The sequence below is a fragment of the Janthinobacterium sp. SUN211 genome (assembly GCF_030587315.1).
Lineage (GTDB): Bacteria > Pseudomonadota > Gammaproteobacteria > Burkholderiales > Burkholderiaceae_D > Janthinobacterium > Janthinobacterium kumbetense.
Genome location: NZ_JAPWIC010000002.1, coordinates 1081558 through 1104046, shown reverse-complemented (window position 1 = coordinate 1104046; position 22489 = coordinate 1081558). Strand labels below are relative to the sequence as shown.

Sequence of the window (22489 nt, the reverse complement as noted above, 5' to 3'; positions counted from 1 at the left end):
GGCGAATCAGCGCTCACTACGATTTGACCGTAGCGAGCGCTTGAAAGTTCCTGCTTATTTCGCTTTACCGAAAATCAGCGTGCCATTCGTGCCGCCGAAGCCGAACGAATTTTTCACTGCATAATCGATCTTCATATCACGCGCCGTGTTGGCACAGAAATCGAGATCGCACGCCGGATCCTGGTTGAAGATGTTGATGGTCGGAGGCGACACCTGATGGTGCAATGCCAGGACCGTAAACACCGCTTCCAGACCGCCCGCGCCGCCCAGCAAATGGCCCGTCATCGACTTGGTCGAGTTGACGACCAGTTTCTTGGCGTGATCACCGAAGGTACGCTTGATGCCCATCACTTCCGCCACGTCGCCTTGCGGGGTCGACGTGCCGTGCGCGTTCAGGTACTGAATCTGATCCGCGTTCAAGCCTGCGTTGTCGAGGGCCGCGATCACCGATTTGCTGCCGCCGCTACCATCTTCCAGCGGCGAGGTCATGTGATAAGCATCTGCGCTCATCCCGAAACCATGCACTTCGGCATAGATCTTGGCACCGCGGGCCACCGCGTGCTCGTACTCTTCCAGCACCATGACGCCAGCGCCCTCGCCCAGCACGAAGCCGTCGCGGTCGGCATCCCACGGACGCGATGCCGTTGCCGGATCGTCGTTGCGGGTCGACAAGGCACGTGCCGAAGCGAAACCGCCCAGGCCCAGCGGCGACACGGTCGATTCGGCACCGCCGGCGATCATGACGTCGGCATCGCCGTACTCGATCATGCGCGCTGCGGCACCGATGCTGTGCAAACCGGTGGTGCACGCTGTAACGATCGCCAGGTTCGGGCCCTTCAGACCATATTTGATCGAAAGGTTGCCAGAGATCATGTTAATGATCGAGGCAGGCACGAAAAATGGCGAGATACGGCGCGGACCGCGCTTTTCGTACTCGGACTTGGTTTCCTCGATCAGCGGCAAGCCGCCGATACCGGAACCGATGATCACGCCGATACGCTCGGCGTTTTCTTCGGTCACTTCCAGGCCGGAGTCCTGCATCGCCTGGATGCCTGCAGCCATGCCGTAATGGATAAAGGTATCCATATGGCGGGCTTCCTTACCGGAGATGTACTCTTCGATATTGAAACCTTTGACTTCACCGGCAAAATGCGTGGTGAATGGCTGTGCATCAAACTTGGTAATCGTGGCAATGCCGGATTTACCTTCAATGATTGCGCCCCACGCCTCGGCAATAGTATTGCCGACTGGTGAAACGCAACCCAGGCCGGTGACAACAACACGACGGTTTTTAGAACGGCTCAAGCGATTCTCCTGAAGTCGGTCAGACAGGCTTAGGCCTTGACGTGTGCGGTGGCGTAGTCGATCGCCTGTTGCACGGTGGTGATTTTTTCAGCTTGTTCGTCAGGGATTTCCATTTCGAATTCGTCTTCCAGGGCCATCACCAGTTCCACGGTGTCCAGGGAATCGGCGCCCAGGTCGTCGACGAAGGAGGATTCGATTTTGATGTCTGCTTCTGCAACGCCCAGTTGCTCAGCGACGATTTTCTTAACGCGTTGTTCGATATCCGACATGTTATGGCTCCAAAGTGTGTGTTACGGAAAGTGCGCGCATTTTATCAGGTTTGCGCGTCCGAATACTAATTTCGGTGTCTGCTGCTAATTCAACCGAAGCTGCTGCTAAAAGATGCGATTATAGACAAAAACGACCGTTGAATCATGCCACAAATGCCCGCCCTGTCTACCTTTCACATCAATTCATGTACATTCCGCCGTTCACGTGCAGGGTCGTGCCCGTGATATACGCCGCTTGCGGCGAGGCCAAAAAGGCCACGGCCGCTGCCACGTCTTCCGGTTTGCCCAGGCGGGACAGGGGAATTTGCGTCAACAGGGCCGCATGCTGCTCTTCGCTCAGAGCCTTGGTCATGTCGGTATCGATGAAGCCCGGCGCGATGCAGTTCACGGTAATGTTGCGGCTGCCGATTTCGCGCGCCAGGGCGCGGCTCATGCCTTCCACGCCCGCCTTGGCCGCCGCGTAATTCATTTGCCCCGGATTACCCGACGAAGCCACGACCGACGTGATGTTGATGATACGCCCAGTTTTGGCTTTCATCATGCCACGCAGCACGGCGCGCGACAGGCGGCCCACGGCCGACAGGTTCGTCGAGATGACGCTGTCCCACTCTTCATCCTTCATGCGCATGGCCAGCTGGTCTTGCGTGATGCCCGCGTTGTTGACGAGGATCGACAGGCTGCCGTAGGTTTTCTGCACTTCATCGACGACGGCCGCGCAGCGCGCCGCATCGGTCACGTTCAGGACCAGGCCCTTGCCTGCCACGCCTTCGGCGGCCAGGTAATCGGTGATCGCTTGCGCGCCGCTTTCCGAGGTGGCGGTGCCGACCACGGTGGCGCCCTGCTTGCCCAGTTCGGTGGCGATGGCGCGGCCGATGCCGCGCGAGGCGCCCGTGACCAGCACGACTTGATTTGCTAAATTCATGAGTATCCTTAAGAGCAACCGCGGCAGGCAGGCTGCCGCGATCTGATGTTTATTTGAGCTGCGTCAAAATGCGTTCCAGCGAAGCCTGGTCGACGATGGCGTCGCCCACCAGCACCGGGTCGATGCGCTTGGCCAGGCCCATCAGAACCTTGCCCGGACCGCATTCGATCACTTGCGTGATGCCATCCGCGGCAACCTTTTGCATGGTTTCCACCCAGCGCACGGGGCTGGCCGCCTGGCGCACCAGCGCATCCTTGATGCCGGCCACGTCGTTGACGATAGCCACGTCGACGTTGTTGATCAGGGCGATCTGCGGCGCGGCGAACGTCAGGCCGGCCATGTATTCGCGCAAACGGTCCGACGCGGGCTTCAGCAGCGACGAGTGGAATGGCGCGGAGACGGGCAGTTTCATGGCGCGCTTGGCGCCCTTGGCCTTGGCCAGTTCGCAGGCGCGCTCGACCGCAGCCGTGTGGCCGGCGATGACGACTTGTGCTGGCGCATTGAAATTGACGGGCTCGACCACCAGGGCCGGGTTTTCCGCCGCCGCTTCCGCACAGGCGGCGCGCACGTCGTCATCCGACAGGCCCAGCACGACAGCCATCGTGCCCTGACCGACGGGCACGGCTTCCTGCATGGCTTGCGCGCGGAAACGCACGAGCGGCACGGCATCCTTGAAGGAAATGACGCCGGCGGCGACCAGCGCCGAGTATTCACCGAGACTGTGACCGGCCACGACCGTCGGCACGGGGCCGCCGGCCGCCAGCCAGGCGCGGTAGAAGGCCACGGCCGCCGTCAGCATCACCGGTTGCGTGTTGGTGGTGAGATCCAGTTCTTCCTTCGGACCTTCGGCGATCAGCTTGCCCAGGTCGAATTGCAGGGCGTCCGACGCTTCGGCGACGGTCTGCGCAACCACGGGGTTGCCGGCGAAACCGTCGAGCATCGCAATCGCTTGCGAGCCTTGGCCTGGGAAAACAAATGCAAATTGTGTCATGTCGACTCCGTTTTTTTAATAATGTTGCGGGATTACATGCGCGCCAGCACGGCGCCCCAGGTAAAGCCGCCACCCACGCCTTCCATCATGACGTTGTCGCCCTTCTTGACGCGGCCGTCGCGCACAGCGATGTCGAGCGCCAGCGGAATCGAGGCGGCCGAGGTGTTGCCATGCTGGTCGACGGTGACGACCATCTTGTCCAGCGGCAAGCCGAGTTTCTTGGCCGTGCTGTTCATGATGCGGATGTTCGCCTGGTGCGGGATCAGCCAGTCGATCTGGTCCGAGGTCATGTTGGCATGTTCCAGGGCTTCATGCGCGACTTTTTCCAGTACGGACACGGCCAGCTTGAACACGGCCGGGCCATCCATATAGAGGAAGGCGCTGCCGTCCAGCGCGCCGCCAGCCAGGCTGCCCGGCACGCTGAGGATGTTCGAGTGGCGGCCGTCCGCGTGCAGCTTGGTAGCCAGGATGCCCGGCTCTTTCGATGCCGTCATGACGATGGCGCCGGCGCCGTCGCCGAACAGCACGCAAGTGCCGCGGTCGTCGAAATTGAGGATGCGCGAAAACACTTCGGCGCCGATCACCAGCACGTTCTTGTGCATGCCCGACTGGATGAAGCTGTCGGCCGTGGCCACCGCATACACGAAACCGCTGCAGACGGCTTGCACGTCGACGGCGGCGCAGTTATTCGTGATGCCCAGCTTGTTTTGCACGATGCAGGCCGTGCTGGGGAAGCTGCCGAAGAAATCGGGGGTCGAGCTGGCGACGATGATCAGGTCCAGGTCGTTGCCGTTCAGGCCAGCCATTTCCAGGGCCTTTTTGGCCGCTTCCACGCCCAGGTCCGAGGAGTTTTGCGACGGCGCTGCATAATGGCGCGCCGAAATGCCGCTGCGCGACACGATCCATTCATCCGACGTCTCGATGCCCTTGGCAGCGAGCTGTTCGGTCAAATCCTGGTTGGTGACGCGCTTCTCCGGCAAGTAGCTGCCGGTACCGATAATTTTGCTGTAAGTTTTGCTAAAAACAGTCATGCAAATACCCGTCCACTAAATGGTAGAGCTTGTTGATGTAGGTTCGTCCGGTACTGGCGTGCGCGGCATCAGCTCGGCGATCAGGCTGGCCAGGTGCGCTTGCACGTCATTTTTTGCCGCATCAAAGGCGCGGCGCAAGGCCCATTCGAAGGAATAGGCATCGGCGCTGCCATGGCTCTTGAAGACGAGACCACGCAAGCCCAGCAGGCTGGCGCCGTTGTAACGCGATGGATTCAAGCGGTTGCCGATGGCTTTCAGGGCCCCGCGGGCGATCAGCGCACCCAGCATGGTAATCGGATTGCGCTTGAATTCGGAAGTGAGCACGTCTTTCATGAAGCGCGCCAGGCCCTCGATGGCTTTCAGGGTGACATTGCCGACAAAACCGTCGCAGACGACGATATCGGTCGTGCCCTTGAAGATATCGTTGCCTTCCACGTTGCCGTAGAAGTTCAGCGCGCCACGCTCATGGTCGGCCTGCAGCAGCTTCGAGGTGAGTTTCACCACTTCATTGCCCTTGATATCTTCCGTACCCACGTTCAGCAAGCCGATCGTGGGGCGTGCGATGCCTTCCATGGCGGACACGAGCACGGAACCCATGATGGCGAACTGGTGCAAGTGATGCGGTTCGCAATCGACGTTGGCGCCCAGGTCCAGCATGTAGGTGGGGCCGTTCTTTTGATTCGGCAAGATGCTGCAGATGGCCGGGCGGTCGACGCCGGACATGGTTTTCAATACATAGCGCGACACGGCCATCAGGGCTGCCGTATTACCGGCGGAAACGGAGGCTTGCGCCACGCCGTTCTTGACCTGTTCGATGGCCACGCGCATGGAGGAATCCTTCTTGCGGCGCAGGGCCACTTCCAGGGGATCGTCCATGGTAACTTGTTCGGAGGCATGCAATACCGACAGGCGCGGATGCGTGTCGGCTTTATGTTTTTTCAGTTCGGCACGGATCACGTCTTCCAATCCAACAAGGATCAGTTCGGCTTCAGGCTCATGTTTTACGAAGGAAATTGCTGCGGGGATAGTGACTGAGGGACCGTGATCTCCGCCCATGCAGTCGATAGAAATTTTGATTGTCATTTGTGTTGATTCAATACCGCTGCGGGCGTGCGGCAAGATGTGAATCGGACTGGAGCATATGCAGGGCGCAGCATGTCATGCACCGCCTGAGCAAGCTTGATTCAAAATGACGGGTGCGCAAGATGAATTGCAGCCGATAAAAAAGAAGAAGCGGCGCCACGCCGAATAACCACGCAACACCGCTTTCATCTTACCCAACAAAAACGTCGATTACTCGTCGTTTTTGGTCTTCAACACTTTACGGCCACGATAGAAGCCGTTAGGGCTGATATGGTGACGCATGTGTGTTTCGCCGGTAACTGGCTCGACGCTCAATTGCGGCGCGACCAGGAAGTCGTGCGAACGGTGCATGCCGCGCTTGGAAGGGGTTTTCTTGTTCTGTTGAACTGCCATGATGACTCCTAATACATAAGTTCTAAAATTTTAGCACAATCGATTAGCAAATACATGCGAATCGAGTATCCCAGCGGCAAAGACTACCCGAAAATAGCCCGGACCGACATCGTTTATTACAATTACATTTCACTACACTTGCCATACTCGATTACTACACGCGTTTGACACGTTCTCTAAGCGGACCCTCACAAACCTACTGCGCGTCCCACTATCGCCTCGGCGTTGCTCAGCGTACTTCCGTACGCTTGCGCTACTCAAGACGATATTGGACCGCTCGCTACGGTTTCTGAGGCCCCCTATAAACTACCACTACTACTTATTCTCTATTCTCTTAACTTATTCTGGCTTCAAGTCCTTCAGTGCCGCGAACGGCGACTTCTTTTCAGTCTTGAGGGCATCGAGCTGCGCCGTATCGGGGCAGACGTCGTGTTTGGGTACCTGCGGCAGGGCCAGCAAGGCTTCATCTTCGATCAGGGCCGCGGCATCCATGCTGCGGCTGCCGACGATCACGTCGATCGTTTCATCGTTGATGATTTCTTCGATCTCGTCCGCGTGCTCGTCATCCTTGCCCAGCATCAGAACAGTCGAAGAATCTATCGCGTAAGCATACGGAGTCAGGCAGCGCTGGCAAACCAGCTGAACGGTGCCGTTGACCGACAAGGTCAGTTGCGGGTAGCCCAGCTTGCTGGTGCCGCCGACGATCTTCCAGGCGATTTCGCCGGAATTATCTGCACAATCCTTGGTCAACCGGGTCATTTCAGCGACAGGAGTTACACCCTCGCGGCTCCCGCTGATACGACAAAAATCAAAGGCGTCGATCACAAAAGCATTCATTGGTAGAAAATTTCCCCGGAAAACCTGCGATAATAACAGGGTTTTTAGCACGGAGTCAAAGGCTAAGCATCTTTTTTGACGCAATCATTGCCATAAACATGACAACTTCATTAACACCGTCATGCCGCATGGAGCCTCAGTCAGGGGCTCTGCGCCCTGGAATTTGCGTGAAATTCCACTGACATCGACCAGCGCGGCCATGCCGGCCGCCATCCACTACCGAATGATACCAACTTCCGCCCCATTGCGCTTGATTCTTGCATCGAGTTCGACCTACCGCAAGGAATTGCTGGAACGCCTGCGCCTGCCTTTCGAAGTCGCCGTGCCCGATCTCGACGAAAGCCCCCTGCCAGGCGAAAGCCCCAGCGCCACGGCCCTGCGCCTGGCCCAGGCCAAGGCACAGGCCGTGCTCGACCGCCATCCTGGCAGCCTCGTCATCGGCTCCGACCAGGTCGCCACCCTCGATGGCGCGCAGATCGGCAAGCCCGGCAACCATGCGAATGCCCTGCTGCAACTGCAAACCATGCGCGGACGCCAGACCGTGTTCCACACGGCACTATGCCTGCTGGACGGGCGCCAGGCGGTGCCTGTGGCGCAGGTGGAAGATGTCCAGACCCTCGTCACCGTGCGCGACTTGCCCGATGCGGAACTGGACGCCTACCTGCGCATCGAGCAGCCCTATGATTGCGCCGGCAGCGCCAAGAACGAGGGCCTGGGCATCGCCCTGCTCGAACGCATCGCCACCACCGACCCGACCGCCCTTACCGGCTTGCCGCTGATCGCCCTCACCGGCATGCTGCGCAAGGCGGGCGTGGCATTTTTCACCCTTTAATTTACCGACAATAAGAATATGACCGGCACCCTGTACCTGATTCCCAACCACCTCGGCCTGTCCGACAGCCCGGCCGACCCGCTGGCCCACATCATTCCAGAGCAAGTACGGCACATCACGTCCCAGCTCGATTATTTCGTTGCGGAAAATGCCAAGACGGCGCGCGCCTTCCTGAAATTGATCGGCAACCAGCATCCGCTGGCCAAGCCACTGCAGGAAATCACGATTTCCGAACTGAATGTGAATACCCCGGCGCAAGCGCTGGCCGGCTTGCTGGCTCCCCTGCTGGCGGGACGCGATGCGGGCCTCGTGTCGGAAGCGGGCGTGCCCGCCGTGGCCGACCCTGGCGCCGACCTGGTGCGCCTGGCGCATCAGCACGGCATTAAAGTGCGCCCGCTGGTGGGTCCGTCGTCGATCCTGCTGGCCGTGATGGCCAGCGGCTTGAACGGCCAGAGCTTCGCCTTCAACGGCTACCTGCCCACGGACGCGGCCCTGCGCGCCAAGCGCCTGAAAGAACTGGAAGTGCGTTCGCGCAATGAAAAGCAGACCCAGCTGTTCATCGAAACGCCGTACCGCAACGCCGCCATGCTCGACGCCCTCGTGGCGCAATGCGCGCCATCGACCCTGATCTGCGTCGCCACCGACCTGAGCCTGGACACGGAAAGCGTGCAAACGTGGAATGGCGGACAGTGGAAGAAACAATTGGCTGCAGGCAAGGCGCCGGACTTCCACAAGAAACCGACTGTGTTCCTGTTATTGGGACAGTAAACGACAAACGCCACGGACATATTTGCCGTGGCGTTTACTTTGTTCAACTACGATAGTTACGACACCTGACAAAACCGTAGCGAGCGGAAGGGAGAGGTGGCTAAGAAGCGCAACCGTACTCTAGTACGGTGAGCATCGCAGGCCGCCTATACCGACGCGCAGTAGGTTTGGTCAGGTGTCCTCAGACTCTTCTGGTACCGGTGTTCTTCTGTCCGCCCTTGCCCGTTTCCAGCACGAACTTGGCGCCGTCGTCGCGGCCCAATACTTTCACCAGGTACGGCATGACTTCGCGCAACATCGGCTCCAGAGTGTACGGCGGATTCAGGATGAACATGCCGCTGCTGTGCAAGCCAAAGCCGTCCGGCGACGGGGTGTTCACCGTCAGGGTCACGTGCAGCCAGTCCGAGCTGGGCAATTGCTTCAGCTTGTCGGCGAACTGGCGCGACTCCATGCGCTGCAGTACCGGGTACCAGACGGCATACATGCCCGACGGGAAGCGCACGAGGGCGTCGGCCAGGGTGTCCTTGACCTTGCGGTAATCCATCTTGTCTTCGTACGGCGGGTCGATCAGCACCAGCGCGCGGCGCGATGGCGGCGGCAGCAGGGCTTTCAGGCTCTGGAAGCCATCCGCCTTGGTGATGATGACGCGCTTGCCGCGCACGGTCGGACGCTCGCCCTGGGCCAGCGCATGCGCCTCGACCTTGCGGAAGTTGTCGGCCAGAATCTTGGCATCGGCGGGATGCAGCTCGAACAGGCGCAGACGGTCTTGCTCGCGGCTGACCTTGTCGGCGCAGTACGGCGAACCCGGGTAGTAGCGCATCTTGCCGCTCGGATTCATTTCCTTGATCAGCTTCATGTACTCGGCCAGCGAGGCCGGCAAGTCCGTGCGGTCCCACAGGGGCGCGATGCCCGTTTCGTACTCGGCATTTTTCGACGCATAGCCGCCGTCGAGCGCATACACGCCCGCGCCGGAATGGGTATCGATATAACTATAGGCGGTATCTTTTTGATTCAGATATTGCAACAACTGAATCTGCACATAATGTTTCAACACATCGGCGTGATTACCCGCGTGAAAGGCGTGGCGGTAACTCAACATAAGCTGGCTAATTCCATAATAAAAATAAATAAAGGCGGGAGCGCTGACACCGGGCAGGGCATGAAAACAGACTGGAGGGGTCAGGCTGCGGGGCCAGGAAACAGCATGGACCAGCGTAATCAGCGCGCAATTACCAGCATTATCCACCAGAAAGGTGCGTTGCATCAAAAAACACGGATAAACAAGCTCATGCATTCCCGCGACTGGCGTCGCCGGGCGCGGTAGAATACGCGCATCGGGCGCCCGGCGCCCATCGCCCTACTGAATAGATACGACCATGCACAGCCTGACCCTCACGACCGATAACCGCGCCGACGTCGCGGCAGCCCTGGCCGGCCCGCGCTGGACGGTGGCCTGCCTGTGCGCGCTGTGGTGCGGCACCTGCGGCAGCTACCGCGCCACGTTCGAGGAACTGGCCGCGCGCCACCCGGACACCGTCTTCGTCTGGGTCGATATCGAAGACCAGGCCGACGTGGTGGGCGACCTCGACATCGACAACTTCCCCACCCTGCTGATCCAGCACGACGACAACGTGGCCTTCTTCGGCACCGTGCTGCCCGACGGCGGCCTGGCGCACCGCATGGTGCAGGCGCAGCAGGCGCTCGGCGCCGAGGAACTGGCGCGGCTGTCGACCAGCACGCAGGAGCGGCGCGACTGGCAGCGCGACTGCAATCTGCGCAACCTGCTGGCCGCGACACTCGATCAGTAAGATCAGCCCAGGCGCAGCGGCAGGCTGCGCAGCCGTTTCCCCGTCAAACTGAACACGGCATTGGCCACGGCCGGCGCGATCGGCGGCGTGCCCGGCTCGCCCACGCCTTCGGGGTGTTCCGCGCTGGCGATGATGATGGTTTCCACCTCGGGCGTTTGCCCCATGCGCAGCACGGGATAGTCGTGGAAGTTGCTTTGCTCGACTTTGCCTTCCTGGAACGTGATTTCGCCGCCCAGCGCCGCCGACAAGCCGAACAGCACGGCCGACTCCATCTGCTGGGCGATGATGTTCGGATTGACGGCAATGCCGCAATCGATGGCGCACACCACGCGCTGCACGCGGATCTCGCCATTTTCCACGGACACCTGCGCCACTTGCGCGACGATGCTGCCGAACGACTGGTGCAAGGCCACGCCATGCGCATGGCCGGGCGGAGGACTGCCCGCCCTGCCAACGGCCGCATCGAGCACGGCCAGGTGGCGCGGATGCTTCACCAGCATGGCGCGGCGGAAGGCGACGCCGTCCTGACCCGCCGCGTGCGCCAGTTCGTCGATAAAGCTTTCCTTGAAGAATGCATTGTGCGAATGCCCCACGGAGCGCCAATAGCCTACCGGCACGGCACTGTCGGCGATCACGTGGGCGATGCGCTGGTTGGCGATTTCATACGGCATGTCGAATTCGCCTTCGGCCGTCGTCTTGTCCGGCCCCGCACCGGGCAAGCCGAAATTGCGCTGCAAGAACTGATGCGTGATGGAAGCGCTGACGGATTTGTTGTCCCAGGAAGCGACGCGGCCGTGCTCGTCGAGGCGGGCCGCGAAGCGGGCCAGCGCGGCGGGACGGTACATATCGTGCCTGGTGTCCTGTTCGCGCGTCCACACCAGTTGCACGGGCGCGCCGCCGCACTGCAGCGCGATGGCGACGGCCTGGGCCACCATATCCACTTCCAGGCGGCGGCCGAAACCGCCGCCGAGCAGCAGCACCTCGATCGTCACATCCTTCGCATCGACGCCGGCCACTTTCGCCGCCACGTCGACGGCGATGCCGGGCGCCTGCGTCGACACCCACAGCATCACCTTGCCATCCTTGACTTGCGCGGTGCAATTGACGGGTTCCATGGCGGCATGCGCGAGGAACGGCGCGCGGTACTCGGCCTTGACGCTGCGCAAACCCTGCACGGCCTTGCTTTCCACCTCGCCGCTGGCGTGGTACGCATGGCCCGCCTCACTGTCGAGCAGGCGGGCAAACTCCGCATACACGCCGGCGCTGGACAGGTTCGCTTGCGGACCGGCCTTCCACTGCGTGGGCAAGGCGGCGGCCGCCTGCTTGGCCCGCCACCAGGTGTCGGCCACCACGGCGGCGCACGAGGTGACCGATGTGCCGCGCTGGGGCAGCTGCGGCGTCAGGTCCAGCACCTTTTTCACGCCCGGCATGGCGAGCACGGGCGCCGCGTCGAACGCGGCCAGGGTGTCGCCCAGGCGCGGCGGCAGATGCAGGGCCGCATACAGCATGCCGGGCGGACGCGCATCGATGCCGAAACGCGCGCTGCCATTGACTTTCGACGGCGTGTCGCGGCGCGGCGCCGGCTGGCCGATCAGCTTGAAATCCTTGGGGGATTTGAGCACGGGCGAGCCCGGGGCTATGCCGGCGGCGCGCTGCGCCAGGCTGGCGTAGCTGGCGCGCCGTCCGTCCGGGTGGAGCACTGCGCCATCTTCCGTGCGGCATTGCGCGGGCGGCACTTGCCACAGCGCGGCGGCGGCGCCTACCAGCATGGCGCGCGCCGACGCACCCGCTTCGCGCATGGGACCCCAGCCATCCTTCACGCTCGACGAGCCGCCCGTGACGACCACGCCCAGTTCGCGCGCCGCCTTGGCCACCGTCCACTGCGCCAGCGCCTTCAGGCGGCCCTGGTCGTCCGGGTGGAACGGCAGGCTATCCTTGAGCATGGCGACATTACCGAAGATTTTATCCATGGGCGCCTGGATCAGCTTGACGCTGCTCAACGGCACGTCGAGTTCCTCGGCCACCAGCATCGGCAAGGCCGTGTGCACGCCCTGCCCCATCTCGCTGCGCGGCATGGCCAGGGTCACCGTGCCGTCCGTGCCTATGGCCAGCCAGCCGTTCAGGGCCACGGCGCCATCCTGCAGCGGCAGCGGCGCGCTGCCATGCAGGCGCTGGCGCGGCGGCAACACGCCCCAGCCCAGCACCAGGGCGCCCACGCCGGCCACGCCGAGACCCAGGCCGCCGAGCAGGAAACGGCGGCGCGACGTGTTTTTTTCTCCGGCCATGGGATACCCTTTAATTGATTAGTGGTTGATCCAGCGGATCGGTCCAGCGCTCCAGCATATCCTGTGCCAGCACCGGACGGCTATAAAAATAACCTTGCGCCAGCTTGCAGCCATGGCGCAGCAGGAAGGCGGCCTGCTCTTCCGTCTCCACGCCTTCGGCAATCACCGACAATTGCATGCTCTTGCCCAGCTGGATGATGGCGATCGCGATCGCCTCGTCGTTGACGTCCGTCGAGATATCCTTGATGAAGGAGCGGTCGATCTTCAGCGTCTGCACGGGCAGCTGTTTCAGATACGCGAGCGAGGAATAGCCGGTGCCGAAATCGTCGATGGCCAGGCCCACGCCGATGGCGTGCAAATCGTTGATGAAGCCCAGCGCGTCGCCCGTGTTCATGATCACCGATTCCGTCACTTCCAGCTGCAGGCGCTGCGGCTCCAGGCCCGTTTCCGTCAGGATGTCGGCCACCATGCCGGCGATGCTGCCCCGCTCGAACTGTTTTACCGACAGATTCACGGCCATCTTCGGCACGTGCAAGCCCTGCGCCTGCCAGCGCATCATCTGGCGGCACGCCTCGTCGAGCACCCATTTGCCCAACTGATTGATAAAACCGCTGTCCTCGGCCAGCGGAATGAAGCGGGCCGGCGGCACCAGGCCCAGTTCCGGATGGTTCCAGCGCACCAGCGCCTCGACGCCGACCAGGCGGCCCGTGTCGATTTCCACCTGCGGCTGGTAATTCAGGAACATCTCGTTTTTCTCGATCGAGCGGCGCAAAAAGGTTTCCAGGCGCAGGCGCTCGACGCCTTCGCCCGTCATCGACGGCGCATAGAAGCGGTAGCCGTTGCGCCCGCGCGCCTTGGCCTGGTACATGGCCACGTCGGCATTGCGGATCAACATGTTCAAGTCCAGCGCATCGTCCGGATACAGGCTGATACCCACGCTGCAGGTGACGAACAGTTCATGGTCGGCCACCGTGAAGGGCTGGTCGAACATGGTCATCAGCTTTTCCGCCACCTGCGTCGCACCGTACTCGCCATCGACGCGTTCGAGCAGGACGATGAATTCATCGCCGCCCAGACGCGCCAGGGTGTCGCCTTCGCGCAGGCGGGCCGCCAGCTGGCCGGCCACCTTTTGCAGCAATTCGTCGCCCACATGGTGGCCCAGGGTGTCATTGACGTTCTTGAAGCGGTCCAGGTCGATGAACAGCACGGCCAGCTGCTCCTGGTCGCGCGCGGCGCGCAGCAAGGCGTGCTGCAGGCGGTCGTGGAACAGCAGGCGGTTCGGCAGCGCCGTCAGCGGGTCGTGGTGGGCCATGTGGTCGAGCTTTTCCTGCGACTCCTTGATCAGGGTGATGTCGCTGAACACGCCCACGTAATGCGTGGTGGTGGCGTGCGTGTCGCGCACGGCGCTGATGGTCAGCCACTCCAGGTACAGTTCGCCGTTCTTGCGCTGGTGCCAGATTTCGCCGCGCCAGAAACCGCTGGCCTTCAATTCGTCCCACATGGCCTGGTAAAACGCCGCGTCGTGGCGCGCCGAGCGGGTCAGCGACGAGTGCTGGCCCACCGCTTCGGCCTCGGCATAGCCGGTGATCTGCGTGAAGGCGGGATTGACGGTGACGATGATGCCGCTGGCATCGACCACCATCACGCCGTCGGCAATATGTTCAAGCACAGTGGCCGACAGGCGCAGCTTTTCCTCGGCTTCCTTGCGCGCCGTAATGTCGGCATACACCCAGATGCTGCCTTCATTGGGGCGCAGCGGATCGAGCGCGCAGCCGCTGACCAGCGCCCAGAACAGGCTGCCGTCGCGCCGCTTGTACTGGCGCTCCTCGCTGAAATCGCCGCCCTGGGCCAGCGCCGGATACTGGCGCTCGCCCGCATCCTCGAAGTCATACGCGCTCGCAAACACGATGGACGTCGAACGGCCCGTCATCTCGGCATGGTCGTAGCCGAACAGCTCTTCGCAGCGGCGATTGACGGAAATGATGCGGCGGTGGCGCACGAACATCACGCCGAACATCACGTTGTCGAGAATCGCGCTCTGCTCCGTCAGCAGCGCTTCGATGCGCATCTCGTGGTGCTTGCGCTGACTGATGTCGGCAATGATGCCGTCGACCCAGATAACGCCCTGCTCGCCCGCCTGCGGCTGGCCATTCTCGGCCACCCAGCGTTCGATGCCGAAAGCGTCGATGATGCGGTATTCCAGCGCATACGGCCGCACCTCGGCCACCGCCTGGCGCACGGCGCGGCGGTGCTCGCGGCGGTCTTCCGGGCAGATCAGGTCGGCCCAGGCATGCGTGGTGCCGCGCATGAACTGGCGCGCCGAATAGCCGGAAATTTCCTCGATGGCGTCGCTGACGAAATCGATGGGGCCGTCGGGCCGGTAGCGGAAGACGGCGCCCGGCACCTGCGTGACGATGGTGCGGAAGCGCTCTTCGCGCTGGCCCACGTCCTCGAACAGCTGGCCGATGGCCGCGCGCATTTGCTCGAGCTGGGCCGTCAGGCGACCCAGCTCGTCATTGCTGTGCGAAGCCAGGGGCGTGTCGAAATCGCCGTGCGACAGGCGGTCGGAAAAGCGCGTCAGGCGGCGCAGGGGTTTCAACAGGCGGCGGTTCAGGAACAGCACGATCAGCGCCATCGACACGGCCAGTTGCGCGCCCAGCACGAAAATATAGGATATCTGCTTTTCGCGCAGCTCCTGCTGGCTGCGCGCATCGTCCATTTCGACGACGACGTGGCCGATGCGTTCGCCGCGCACGAGGATGTCGCGCTCGGCGCGGTACAGATTGCCCACGGGCCGTTGCGGCGCCCGCAGGCGGATGAATTCCGTGTCGCCCTGCCCCAGCACCTTCACCAGCAGCACGGAGCGGTCGCGCATCACCGACTCGACCAGCGAGTGGGCCGATTCCGCATTCATGTTCCACAGCGACTCCTGCATGCCCAGCGCCAGGATGTCGGCATTGCGCTGCAAGGCCTCGTTCAGGCTGGTGCGCGCCGACTGGCGCTCATGCACGCCGACCAGCACGTAGCTGCCGAAGATGGCGGGCACGACCAATCCGCCAAAGACCACCAGCAGCAAGGCGCCATAGATCGACGAGCCATACAGCACGCGCAGGCTGGCGCGCAGGCGCTGAGAAGGTGAATTAAACATGCGGCGACAGGGCAACAGGGATCAGGCGGGCGATCATTGACTTTACAGGGGAATCGGGTGGCGAGGCGGGACGAATCTTTATCAGGAGCAATTATGCATGCAAAAAGCGGGAAAAGTCACCAACAAACACGCGCCGGCGGCTACCTGATGTCATATAAACAGGGTTGAAAAACCACACGCATGCCGGCGCGCCAGGCCGGCGCCAGCAGAAAAGCGCGCAGCTTGCTATCATCGCGCCACTTTACCTAGAGGAACCATCATGACCTTCTCCATCTACTCCGCTTCGATCCCCGTCTTCAAACAGATCCTGGGCAGCCTGGCCGCCATCCTGGACAAGGCGGAAACGCACGCGCAAGACAAGAAAATCGACCCGAACGCCCTGCTGCAATTCCGCTTGTTCCCGGACATGCTGCCGTTCGTGCGCCAGATCCAGATCGCCACCGACTTCGCCAAGGGCTGCGGCGCGCGCCTGGCCGGCGTGGCCGTGCCGCCGTATGAAGACAGCGAACAGAGCTTTGCAGAGCTGAAGGCGCGTATCGTGAAAACCATTGCCTTCCTGGAAAGCCTGCCGCAAGCGGACATCGACGGCAGCGAAACGCGCACCATCACCACCGGCAGCGGCGAAAAGACCAAGCACTTCACGGGCCAGACCTATCTGTTCCACTACGCGCTGCCGCACTTCTTCTTCCACGCGACGACGGCGTACGACATCCTGCGTCACAATGGCATCGAAGTGGGCAAGAAGGATTTTATTGGTAGTTATTAATCGTTAGCGCTGAAAATATGGGGTCAGACCCGTCGGGTCTGACCCCAGCATTTGCCGTTGGGTTCGGCAACACAAACACGTCAAGTATTCCGGCGCGGATACCCTTGCGCCAGGATGCGCACCCACACCACTTCCTTCTCTTCATCCGTCATCGACACCCAGTGGGCCACTTCCACCACGCTACGGCCGCAGCCGCGGCAGATTTCATCGAAGGTTGTCGAGCACACGGCCACACAGGGCGTATCGGGACGCGGCGGCAATTCCTTGTCCGCCATCAGGATACCTTCGGCAAGCCGAGCTTTTCCCAGCCTTCAGTGCCCAGCGCTTCCAGTGTGGCAATATTCTTGTCGAAAATTTCCGATGCTTCCGGGAATGCCTCGACGGCGCGCTCGATGCTGTCTTCGCGCAGCAAATGCAGGGTCGGGTACGGCGAACGGTTGGTGTAGTTGCTGATGTCGTCCTCGAACGTCTCGGCAAACTGATAGTCAGGGTGGAAACTGGCCACTTGCAGTTCGCCCGCCAGGTGCATGTCTTCCACGGCCGCGTCGGCCACATCGAGGAACTCGTTGTAGTCGAGGAAATCGTTCAGGGTATATGGATGGATCAGCAAGGTCGTATCGATCTGCTCGGGGTCCGTGTCGGCCAGGATTTGCAGCTCGTCCATCAGCAGCGCCAGCAAATCTTCCGGATTGTTCGATTCGCACACCACGTAGCGGATCTGCTTCTTGACGTGCACGGCCTTGGCGAACGGGCACAGGTTCAGGCCGATCACGGCCTTTTCCAGCCAGGCAACGGTATTGGCGATGATGACGGCGTTGTCGTCGTCGTGGCGCGTCGGGGTGTTCATATACTTAACTCTCTATCAATATGGCGGCCGGCAGCCGAATGGCCGGCCAAAGCCAAATTGTACGCACTTTTGCGCAGCCTCATACCCGGCGCTGTCCAAGCTTGCGCCAGCCTCTTCGCCATGTATGCTATAACAGCGGCCGAATCACGCATTGGGCAAATTAAATTTGCAATAATGACAGCATTTGCGAATGGAAACTCAGCCGTATCCCACTTATTGCCGCTTATTTCCTGTCATCATGCTGACATAATTCTTGACTCCTGCATGTGGATATACGTACACTCGCTGCTTGATCATGGGTCTGTCCGATGTTTCTCCGACGACAACAATGGAACACTATGCACGAAAACTCCTTTAAATCTACCGTCCTGGCGGCGTTGGCACTGGCGCTTGCGCCCGCCCTCAGCCAGGCGTACGAAGCCGGTGTTGAGAGCGATAACGCGCCAGTCGCCGCCGCCGCACCTGCCCTGATCCCGATGACCGCCCAGGTCACGGCGAAACTCCCCACCCTCGACAACCGCCTGCAAAAGACCGACCGCCTGCTGAAAAACCTCAGCGACAATTCCGATCCGCTGCGCGAAGCCGACGTCTGGGGCCGCATCCGCAGCGGCTATGCGATTCCCGACATCAATAACCAGCTGGTGGCCAATCACGTCAACTGGTACGCCACCCGCCCCGACTACATCGCCCGCACGACGGCGCGCGCCTCGCGCTACATCTTCCACGTGGTGCAGGAACTGGAAAAGCGCGGCATGCCGACGGAACTGGCCTTGCTGCCGTTCATCGAGTCCGCCTTCAACCCGCAAGCGTTCTCCAGCGCCAATGCGGCCGGCATGTGGCAATTCGTGCCCGCCACGGGGCGCGATTTCAACCTCAAGCAAAACATGTTCAAGGACGAGCGCCGCGGCGTGCTGGCCTCGACCGATGCGGCCCTGACGTACCTGCAGCGCCTGTATGACATGTTTGGCGACTGGCAACTGGCCCTGGCCGCCTACAACTGGGGCGAAGGCTCGGTGCAGCGCGCCATCAAGAAAAACCAGGCGCTGGGCAAGCCAACCGACTTCGAAAGCCTGGCCGACCTGATGCCGGCCGAAACGCGCAACTACGTGCCCAAGCTGCAAGCGGTGAAAAACATCATCGCCAATCCGGCCCAGTTCGGCCTGACCCTGCCCGTGGTCGACAACCAGCCCTACTTCACGGCCATCGACAAGACCAGCGACATCGACATCACCGTCGCCGCCCAGCTGGCCGAACTGTCGATGGATGAATTCAAGGCCTTGAATCCGCAATTTAACCGCCCCGTCATCATCGGCGGCGAAAAGACCAAGATTCTGTTGCCACAGGAAAACGCCGCCAAGTTCACCACCAACCTGGCGCAATGGGGCCATGCCTTGTCGAGCTGGACGACGCACAAGATCACCAATGCGCGCGAACGCATCGAAACCCTGGCGTCGAAATTCGGCACCACGGCCGACGTGCTGCGCCAGGCCAACAATATTCCGCAGCGCACCAGCCTGCGCGCCGGCTCCACCATCCTCGTGCCGAAAACCTCGGCCACGATGAACAAGGACATCACCCAGGAAATCGCCGACAGCGCCACCATGCTGCTGGAAGCGGACCGTCCGGAACGGGCCGCCAAGGCACTGCGCCGCACCGCAAAGGGAGGCAAGGTGCAAGCCGCGCCAATTTCCCTGGTGAAACCACGCATCCAGCGCGGCGGCGGCAACAGTCGCGCCAAGGCCCGTCACTGATCGCCTGAGCTGTATTGACCTACCTCACCGGCCGCCACAGCCTTGCTGTCGCGGCCGGTTGCACATCCGCCTTACCCGCCCACCTACCCAGACAGGAGTCGTCATGGCTTTCTTGCAAGACAAAAAAATCCTCATCACGGGCTTGCTGTCGAACCGTTCCATCGCCTACGGCATCGCCAAGGCTTGCCACCGCGAAGGCGCCACCCTCGCCTTCACCTACGTGGGCGAACGCTTCAAGGAGCGCATCACGGAATTTGCGGCGGAATTCGGCAGCGAACTGGTCTTCGACTGCGACGTGTCCAGCGATGAACAGATCAGCGCCGTCTTCAGCGACCTGGCGCAGCACTGGGAACACCTCGATGGCCTGGTGCACGCCATCGGTTTCGCGCCGCGCGAAGCGATCGCCGGCGACTTCCTCGACGGCCTGTCGCGCGACAGCTTCCGCATCGCGCACGATATTTCCGCCTACAGCTTTCCCGCCATGGCCAAGGCCGCCCTGCCCCTGCTGCATCCGGGCGCCTGCGTATTGACCCTGACTTACCTGGGCGCCGTGCGCGCCGTGCCCTACTACAACACCATGGGCCTGGCCAAGGCGTCGCTGGAAGCGTCCGTGCGCTACCTGGCCGAATCGCTGGGCCCGCGCGGCATCCGCGCCAACGGCATCTCGGCCGGCCCCATCAAGACCCTGGCCGCTTCCGGCATCAAGGATTTCAGCAAGCTGCTGGGCTTTGTGGCCGAACACGCCCCGCTGCGGCGCAACGTCACCATCGAGGAAGTGGGCAACACGGCCGCCTTCCTGCTGTCCGACCTGGCTTCCGGCATCACGGGCGAGATTACCTACGTCGATGGCGGCTTTTCGCAAGTGATGGCCGTCAATCCCGAAGTAGAGTAATGCGGTGGCGGCCGATATTCTGCGGTTGTCACTTGACAACCGCAGAATATCGACCTACATTGGAGGTCTACTGCCCGTACAACGATGCCAGCTGCCGTTGCGGCGAATTCTGCATCGCCTGCATCTGGAGCACGCCGAAAAATCCCGGCAACCATGCGCAGGCGATACGGCGGGTGGTCGACAATTGCACTTTCAATAAGCTGATACACGACTGCATGCAACGCAAATCCAGGGGGTAGCCATCATGGATTACATCTTTACTCTCAAATACCGCCTGCCCGACAACGAAACCGACCTCGATGCGCTGGCCGAGCGCCTGGGCGGCGGCGGTTGCGACGATGCCCTGGCCGGCATCGGGCAAGCGGGCCGCCTGGCGCTGGAATTCACGCGCGAGGCCAGCAATGCCAGCGAAGCACTGCTGAGCGCCATGGCCGATGTGAAAGCCATCGTGCCCGGGGCCGTGCTGGCCGAGGCCGCCCCCGACTTCGTGGGACTGACGGACGTGGCGCAAGTGCTGGGCTTGTCTCGCCAAAACCTGCACAAGCTGATGAACAAACACCGCCACAGCTTCCCCGCGCCCGTGCATGAGGGCAGCGCCACCATCTGGCACCTGGCCGACGTGCTGGCTTGGCTGCAGGCCAAGGGGACTTACCAGCTGGAACGCAGCCTGGTCGACGTGGCGCAAGCGGCCCGGCAAATCAACCTGGCCAGGGAAACGCGACAGGCGCCGCCGCTGCCCGCCGACATCGTGGCCATGCTCCATTAAACGGAAGAAAACTACGTATTCTTACTGATTTCACATAGGAAACATGAGCAAAACGTGGTAGGACTGTCGTTTCTTCCCATTTAAGCCGTGCAAAACGGCAGCAAATACGGTATAGTGTCGGTGTGCGCTGCAATATGTTTCCTTGAAGCGATGGCAACACCGCAGTTACATGCACTACAAACTTAGCAGCTTCGCAAGCCTTAGCGCATCCACAGGATGCCGCTTAATAAAGCCCTCCCGCCTTGTGTGTCGCACCTGACACCGTCCCGGCGCAAAGCTTTTGTGCCGAAATTTCTTTCTAGTTGAGTCATTTCGTTTTGGTTGGCGTTGCTATTTTGCGTTCTGCTTTTTGCAAGAACGCTGATTTTCACGAAAGAAAAAGAATGACATTTGAATCCTTAGGCCTGCATCCGTCCATCCTCGCCGCTCTGACCGAATCGGGCTACACCGCGCCAACCGCGGTACAGTCGCAAGCGATTCCAGCCGCGATCGAAGGCCGTGACCTGCTGGTCTCGTCGCAGACCGGTTCGGGCAAGACCGCAGCATTCATGCTGCCGTCGCTGCACAAACTGGCCAGCGCCGAACAAAGCGCCGCCGGCAAGACGCCAAACCAGGAAATGCAAGCATCGCGCGCCCGCGGCGAGCGTCCACGCTTCAAGGCTGCCCAGCCAAAAATGCTGGTGCTGACGCCGACGCGCGAACTGGCCCTGCAAGTAACGACCAACACCGACAAGTACAGCACCGGCATCCGCCGCATCAAGGCTGTGTCGATCCTGGGCGGCATGCCTTACCCTAAACAGATGCAATTGCTGGCCAAGAATCCTGAGATTCTGGTCGCGACCCCTGGCCGTTTGATCGACCACATGGACTCGGGCAAGATCGACTTCTCGCAACTGGAAATCCTGGTGCTGGACGAAGCCGACCGCATGCTGGACATGGGTTTCATCGACGACATCGAAAAGATCGTCGAAGCGACGCCGGAAGGCCGTCAAACCATGCTGTTCTCGGCAACGCTCGATGGCGTGGTCGGCAACATGGCCCGCCGCATCACGAAAAACCCGCTGGTCATCCAGGTGGCAAGCTCGAGCAACAAGCATGAAAACATCACGCAGCGCGTCCACTTCGTCGACGACCTGTCGCACAAGAATCGCCTGCTGGACCACCTGCTGCGCGACGAAACCTTGGACCAGGCTGTTGTGTTCACCGCCACCAAGCGTGACGCCGACACCATCGCCGACCGTCTGAACATCGCCGGTTTCTCGGCTGCCGCCTTGCACGGCGACATGCATCAGGGCGCGCGTAACCGCACCCTGGACGGCATGCGCCGCGGCCAGGTCAAAGTGCTGGTTGCCACCGACGTTGCCGCCCGCGGTATCGACGTGCCGACGATCACCCACGTGTTCAACTACGATCTGCCGAAGTTCCCGGAAGACTACGTCCACCGCATCGGCCGTACCGGCCGCGCTGGCCGCAATGGCCTGGCCATCTCGCTGGTGAACCACGCTGAAGGCATGAACGTCAAGCGCATCGAACGCTTCACCAAGCAATTGATCCCGGTCAATGTCATCGAAGGTTTCGAGCCAAAGAAAACGGCATCGGCACCACGTTCGAGCGCCCGTCCAGGCGGCTGGAAACCAGGCGACAACCGTGGCGGCGCGAAGCCAGGCCAACGCACGTTCAGCAAGCCGGGCGCACCGCGTAAAGACGGCGCACCTAGCACCGGCGGCGGCTACAAGGGCTCCAACCCGCGCAGCACCGACGGCGCACGCCGCAGCTACGGCGACCGTTAATCACG

At 61.5% G+C, this 22489-nt stretch carries 22 protein-coding genes; 9 read left to right on the top strand and 13 right to left on the bottom strand.

What is annotated here, in order from left to right; all coding sequences use genetic code 11:
- Window positions 1-54 precede the first annotated feature (54 nt).
- The 8 genes from fabF to O3301_RS10730 form a co-directional block, all read right to left on the bottom strand.
- Window positions 55-1305 (bottom strand): beta-ketoacyl-ACP synthase II, encoded by a 1251-nt coding sequence (fabF, locus tag O3301_RS10765; protein ID WP_099667260.1) that lies wholly within the window; start codon window positions 1303-1305, stop codon window positions 55-57.
- 29 nt (window positions 1306-1334) lie between these two features.
- Window positions 1335-1574, bottom strand: a complete 240-nt coding sequence (gene acpP, locus O3301_RS10760) for an acyl carrier protein (protein ID WP_008449912.1) — start codon at window positions 1572-1574, stop codon at window positions 1335-1337.
- Window positions 1575-1752: 178 nt separating this feature from the next.
- Window positions 1753-2496: a 3-oxoacyl-ACP reductase FabG gene (gene fabG, locus O3301_RS10755; RefSeq protein ID WP_035820245.1), complete on the bottom strand. Its 744-nt coding sequence runs from the start codon at window positions 2494-2496 to the stop codon at window positions 1753-1755.
- Window positions 2497-2545: 49 nt separating this feature from the next.
- Window positions 2546-3487, bottom strand: coding sequence for an ACP S-malonyltransferase (gene fabD, locus O3301_RS10750; protein WP_077406717.1), 942 nt, complete (start codon window positions 3485-3487; stop codon window positions 2546-2548).
- A 32-nt stretch (window positions 3488-3519) separates the two neighbouring features.
- Window positions 3520-4518, bottom strand: a complete 999-nt coding sequence (locus O3301_RS10745; protein WP_099667259.1) for a beta-ketoacyl-ACP synthase III — start codon at window positions 4516-4518, stop codon at window positions 3520-3522.
- 15 nt (window positions 4519-4533) lie between these two features.
- Window positions 4534-5601, bottom strand: a complete 1068-nt coding sequence (gene plsX, locus O3301_RS10740; RefSeq protein ID WP_034779241.1) for a phosphate acyltransferase PlsX — start codon at window positions 5599-5601, stop codon at window positions 4534-4536.
- Window positions 5602-5811: 210 nt separating this feature from the next.
- Window positions 5812-5994, bottom strand: a complete 183-nt coding sequence (gene rpmF, locus O3301_RS10735) for a 50S ribosomal protein L32 (RefSeq protein WP_034749653.1) — start codon at window positions 5992-5994, stop codon at window positions 5812-5814.
- A gap of 339 nt (window positions 5995-6333) precedes the next feature.
- The gene (locus O3301_RS10730) at window positions 6334-6831 is read right to left on the bottom strand and encodes a DUF177 domain-containing protein (RefSeq protein ID WP_099667258.1); all 498 of its coding nucleotides are present in this window, start codon (window positions 6829-6831) and stop codon (window positions 6334-6336) included.
- A 223-nt stretch (window positions 6832-7054) separates the two neighbouring features.
- Here O3301_RS10730 and O3301_RS10725 point away from each other — a divergent pair, with 223 nt between their 5' ends.
- Together O3301_RS10725 and O3301_RS10720 are read left to right on the top strand one after the other, a co-directional pair.
- Window positions 7055-7663 (top strand): Maf-like protein, encoded by a 609-nt coding sequence (locus O3301_RS10725; RefSeq protein WP_251351581.1) that lies wholly within the window; start codon window positions 7055-7057, stop codon window positions 7661-7663.
- 18 nt (window positions 7664-7681) lie between these two features.
- Window positions 7682-8431: an SAM-dependent methyltransferase gene (locus O3301_RS10720; protein WP_305056340.1), complete on the top strand. Its 750-nt coding sequence runs from the start codon at window positions 7682-7684 to the stop codon at window positions 8429-8431.
- 181 nt (window positions 8432-8612) lie between these two features.
- Here O3301_RS10720 and O3301_RS10715 read toward each other — a convergent pair whose 3' ends face one another.
- A complete protein-coding gene (locus O3301_RS10715; RefSeq protein WP_070255356.1) occupies window positions 8613-9530 on the bottom strand; it encodes a 23S rRNA (adenine(2030)-N(6))-methyltransferase RlmJ in 918 nt (305 codons plus the stop codon).
- Between O3301_RS10715 and O3301_RS10710 the strand changes: the two genes are divergently transcribed.
- Window positions 9474-9755, top strand: coding sequence for a hypothetical protein (locus tag O3301_RS10710; protein ID WP_171984907.1), 282 nt, complete (start codon window positions 9474-9476; stop codon window positions 9753-9755). The two genes, O3301_RS10715 and O3301_RS10710, sit on opposite strands and share 57 nt — an antisense overlap.
- Window positions 9756-9807: 52 nt before the next feature.
- Window positions 9808-10239, top strand: a complete 432-nt coding sequence (locus O3301_RS10705; protein WP_305056339.1) for a thioredoxin family protein — start codon at window positions 9808-9810, stop codon at window positions 10237-10239.
- Window positions 10240-10241: 2 nt separating this feature from the next.
- Here O3301_RS10705 and O3301_RS10700 read toward each other — a convergent pair whose 3' ends face one another.
- Complete coding sequence (locus O3301_RS10700) at window positions 10242-12524, bottom strand: xanthine dehydrogenase family protein molybdopterin-binding subunit (RefSeq protein WP_305056338.1); 2283 nt, start codon at window positions 12522-12524, stop codon at window positions 10242-10244.
- Between the two features lie 10 nt (window positions 12525-12534).
- Window positions 12535-15672 (bottom strand): EAL domain-containing protein, encoded by a 3138-nt coding sequence (locus O3301_RS10695; RefSeq protein ID WP_305056337.1) that lies wholly within the window; start codon window positions 15670-15672, stop codon window positions 12535-12537.
- 259 nt (window positions 15673-15931) lie between these two features.
- Here O3301_RS10695 and O3301_RS10690 point away from each other — a divergent pair, with 259 nt between their 5' ends.
- On the top strand, window positions 15932-16438 hold the full coding sequence (locus O3301_RS10690; protein ID WP_305056336.1) for a DUF1993 family protein: 507 nt from the start codon (window positions 15932-15934) through the stop codon (window positions 16436-16438).
- Window positions 16439-16518: 80 nt separating this feature from the next.
- On the opposite strand, the gene O3301_RS10685 is transcribed toward O3301_RS10690, so the two are convergent.
- Window positions 16519-16713 carry a DUF1289 domain-containing protein gene (locus O3301_RS10685; protein ID WP_034779267.1) on the bottom strand — a complete coding sequence of 65 codons (195 nt, stop codon included), beginning with the start codon at window positions 16711-16713 and terminating at the stop codon, window positions 16519-16521.
- A complete protein-coding gene (locus tag O3301_RS10680) occupies window positions 16713-17285 on the bottom strand; it encodes a DUF1415 domain-containing protein (RefSeq protein ID WP_305056335.1) in 573 nt (190 codons plus the stop codon). The genes O3301_RS10685 and O3301_RS10680 overlap by 1 nt, the downstream gene beginning before the upstream one ends.
- A gap of 338 nt (window positions 17286-17623) precedes the next feature.
- Here O3301_RS10680 and O3301_RS10675 point away from each other — a divergent pair, with 338 nt between their 5' ends.
- The 4 genes from O3301_RS10675 (at window position 17624) to O3301_RS10660 (ending at window position 22484) form a co-directional block, all read left to right on the top strand.
- Complete coding sequence (locus tag O3301_RS10675) at window positions 17624-19036, top strand: transglycosylase SLT domain-containing protein (protein WP_305056334.1); 1413 nt, start codon at window positions 17624-17626, stop codon at window positions 19034-19036.
- Between the two features lie 103 nt (window positions 19037-19139).
- A complete protein-coding gene (fabI, locus tag O3301_RS10670; protein WP_305056333.1) occupies window positions 19140-19928 on the top strand; it encodes an enoyl-ACP reductase FabI in 789 nt (262 codons plus the stop codon).
- Between the two features lie 244 nt (window positions 19929-20172).
- On the top strand, window positions 20173-20694 hold the full coding sequence (locus O3301_RS10665; RefSeq protein WP_289910732.1) for an AlpA family transcriptional regulator: 522 nt from the start codon (window positions 20173-20175) through the stop codon (window positions 20692-20694).
- Between the two features lie 383 nt (window positions 20695-21077).
- Window positions 21078-22484, top strand: coding sequence for a DEAD/DEAH box helicase (locus O3301_RS10660; RefSeq protein WP_071322891.1), 1407 nt, complete (start codon window positions 21078-21080; stop codon window positions 22482-22484).
- The last annotated feature ends 5 nt before the right edge of the window (window positions 22485-22489 follow it).

Excerpts from the sequence above, each read along its gene's own strand:
- acpP (WP_008449912.1), bottom strand. The coding sequence starts at position 1,574 with ATGTCGGATATCGAACAACGCGTTAAGAAAATCGTCGCTGAGCAACTG.
- fabG (WP_035820245.1), bottom strand. The coding sequence starts at position 2,496 with ATGAATTTAGCAAATCAAGTCGTGCTGGTCACGGGCGCCTCGCGCGGC.
- fabD (WP_077406717.1), bottom strand. The coding sequence starts at position 3,487 with ATGACACAATTTGCATTTGTTTTCCCAGGCCAAGGCTCGCAAGCGATT.
- O3301_RS10745 (WP_099667259.1), bottom strand. The coding sequence starts at position 4,518 with ATGACTGTTTTTAGCAAAACTTACAGCAAAATTATCGGTACCGGCAGC.
- plsX (WP_034779241.1), bottom strand. The coding sequence starts at position 5,601 with ATGACAATCAAAATTTCTATCGACTGCATGGGCGGAGATCACGGTCCC.
- rpmF (WP_034749653.1), bottom strand. The coding sequence starts at position 5,994 with ATGGCAGTTCAACAGAACAAGAAAACCCCTTCCAAGCGCGGCATGCAC.
- O3301_RS10730 (WP_099667258.1), bottom strand. The coding sequence starts at position 6,831 with ATGAATGCTTTTGTGATCGACGCCTTTGATTTTTGTCGTATCAGCGGG.
- O3301_RS10725 (WP_251351581.1), top strand. The coding sequence starts at position 7,055 with ATGATACCAACTTCCGCCCCATTGCGCTTGATTCTTGCATCGAGTTCG.
- O3301_RS10720 (WP_305056340.1), top strand. The coding sequence starts at position 7,682 with ATGACCGGCACCCTGTACCTGATTCCCAACCACCTCGGCCTGTCCGAC.
- O3301_RS10710 (WP_171984907.1), top strand. The coding sequence starts at position 9,474 with ATGTTTCAACACATCGGCGTGATTACCCGCGTGAAAGGCGTGGCGGTA.
- O3301_RS10715 (WP_070255356.1), bottom strand. The coding sequence starts at position 9,530 with ATGTTGAGTTACCGCCACGCCTTTCACGCGGGTAATCACGCCGATGTG.
- O3301_RS10705 (WP_305056339.1), top strand. The coding sequence starts at position 9,808 with ATGCACAGCCTGACCCTCACGACCGATAACCGCGCCGACGTCGCGGCA.
- O3301_RS10700 (WP_305056338.1), bottom strand. The coding sequence starts at position 12,524 with ATGGCCGGAGAAAAAAACACGTCGCGCCGCCGTTTCCTGCTCGGCGGC.
- O3301_RS10695 (WP_305056337.1), bottom strand. The coding sequence starts at position 15,672 with ATGTTTAATTCACCTTCTCAGCGCCTGCGCGCCAGCCTGCGCGTGCTG.
- O3301_RS10690 (WP_305056336.1), top strand. The coding sequence starts at position 15,932 with ATGACCTTCTCCATCTACTCCGCTTCGATCCCCGTCTTCAAACAGATC.
- O3301_RS10685 (WP_034779267.1), bottom strand. The coding sequence starts at position 16,713 with ATGGCGGACAAGGAATTGCCGCCGCGTCCCGATACGCCCTGTGTGGCC.
- O3301_RS10680 (WP_305056335.1), bottom strand. The coding sequence starts at position 17,285 with ATGAACACCCCGACGCGCCACGACGACGACAACGCCGTCATCATCGCC.
- O3301_RS10675 (WP_305056334.1), top strand. The coding sequence starts at position 17,624 with ATGCACGAAAACTCCTTTAAATCTACCGTCCTGGCGGCGTTGGCACTG.
- fabI (WP_305056333.1), top strand. The coding sequence starts at position 19,140 with ATGGCTTTCTTGCAAGACAAAAAAATCCTCATCACGGGCTTGCTGTCG.
- O3301_RS10665 (WP_289910732.1), top strand. The coding sequence starts at position 20,173 with ATGGATTACATCTTTACTCTCAAATACCGCCTGCCCGACAACGAAACC.
- O3301_RS10660 (WP_071322891.1), top strand. The coding sequence starts at position 21,078 with ATGACATTTGAATCCTTAGGCCTGCATCCGTCCATCCTCGCCGCTCTG.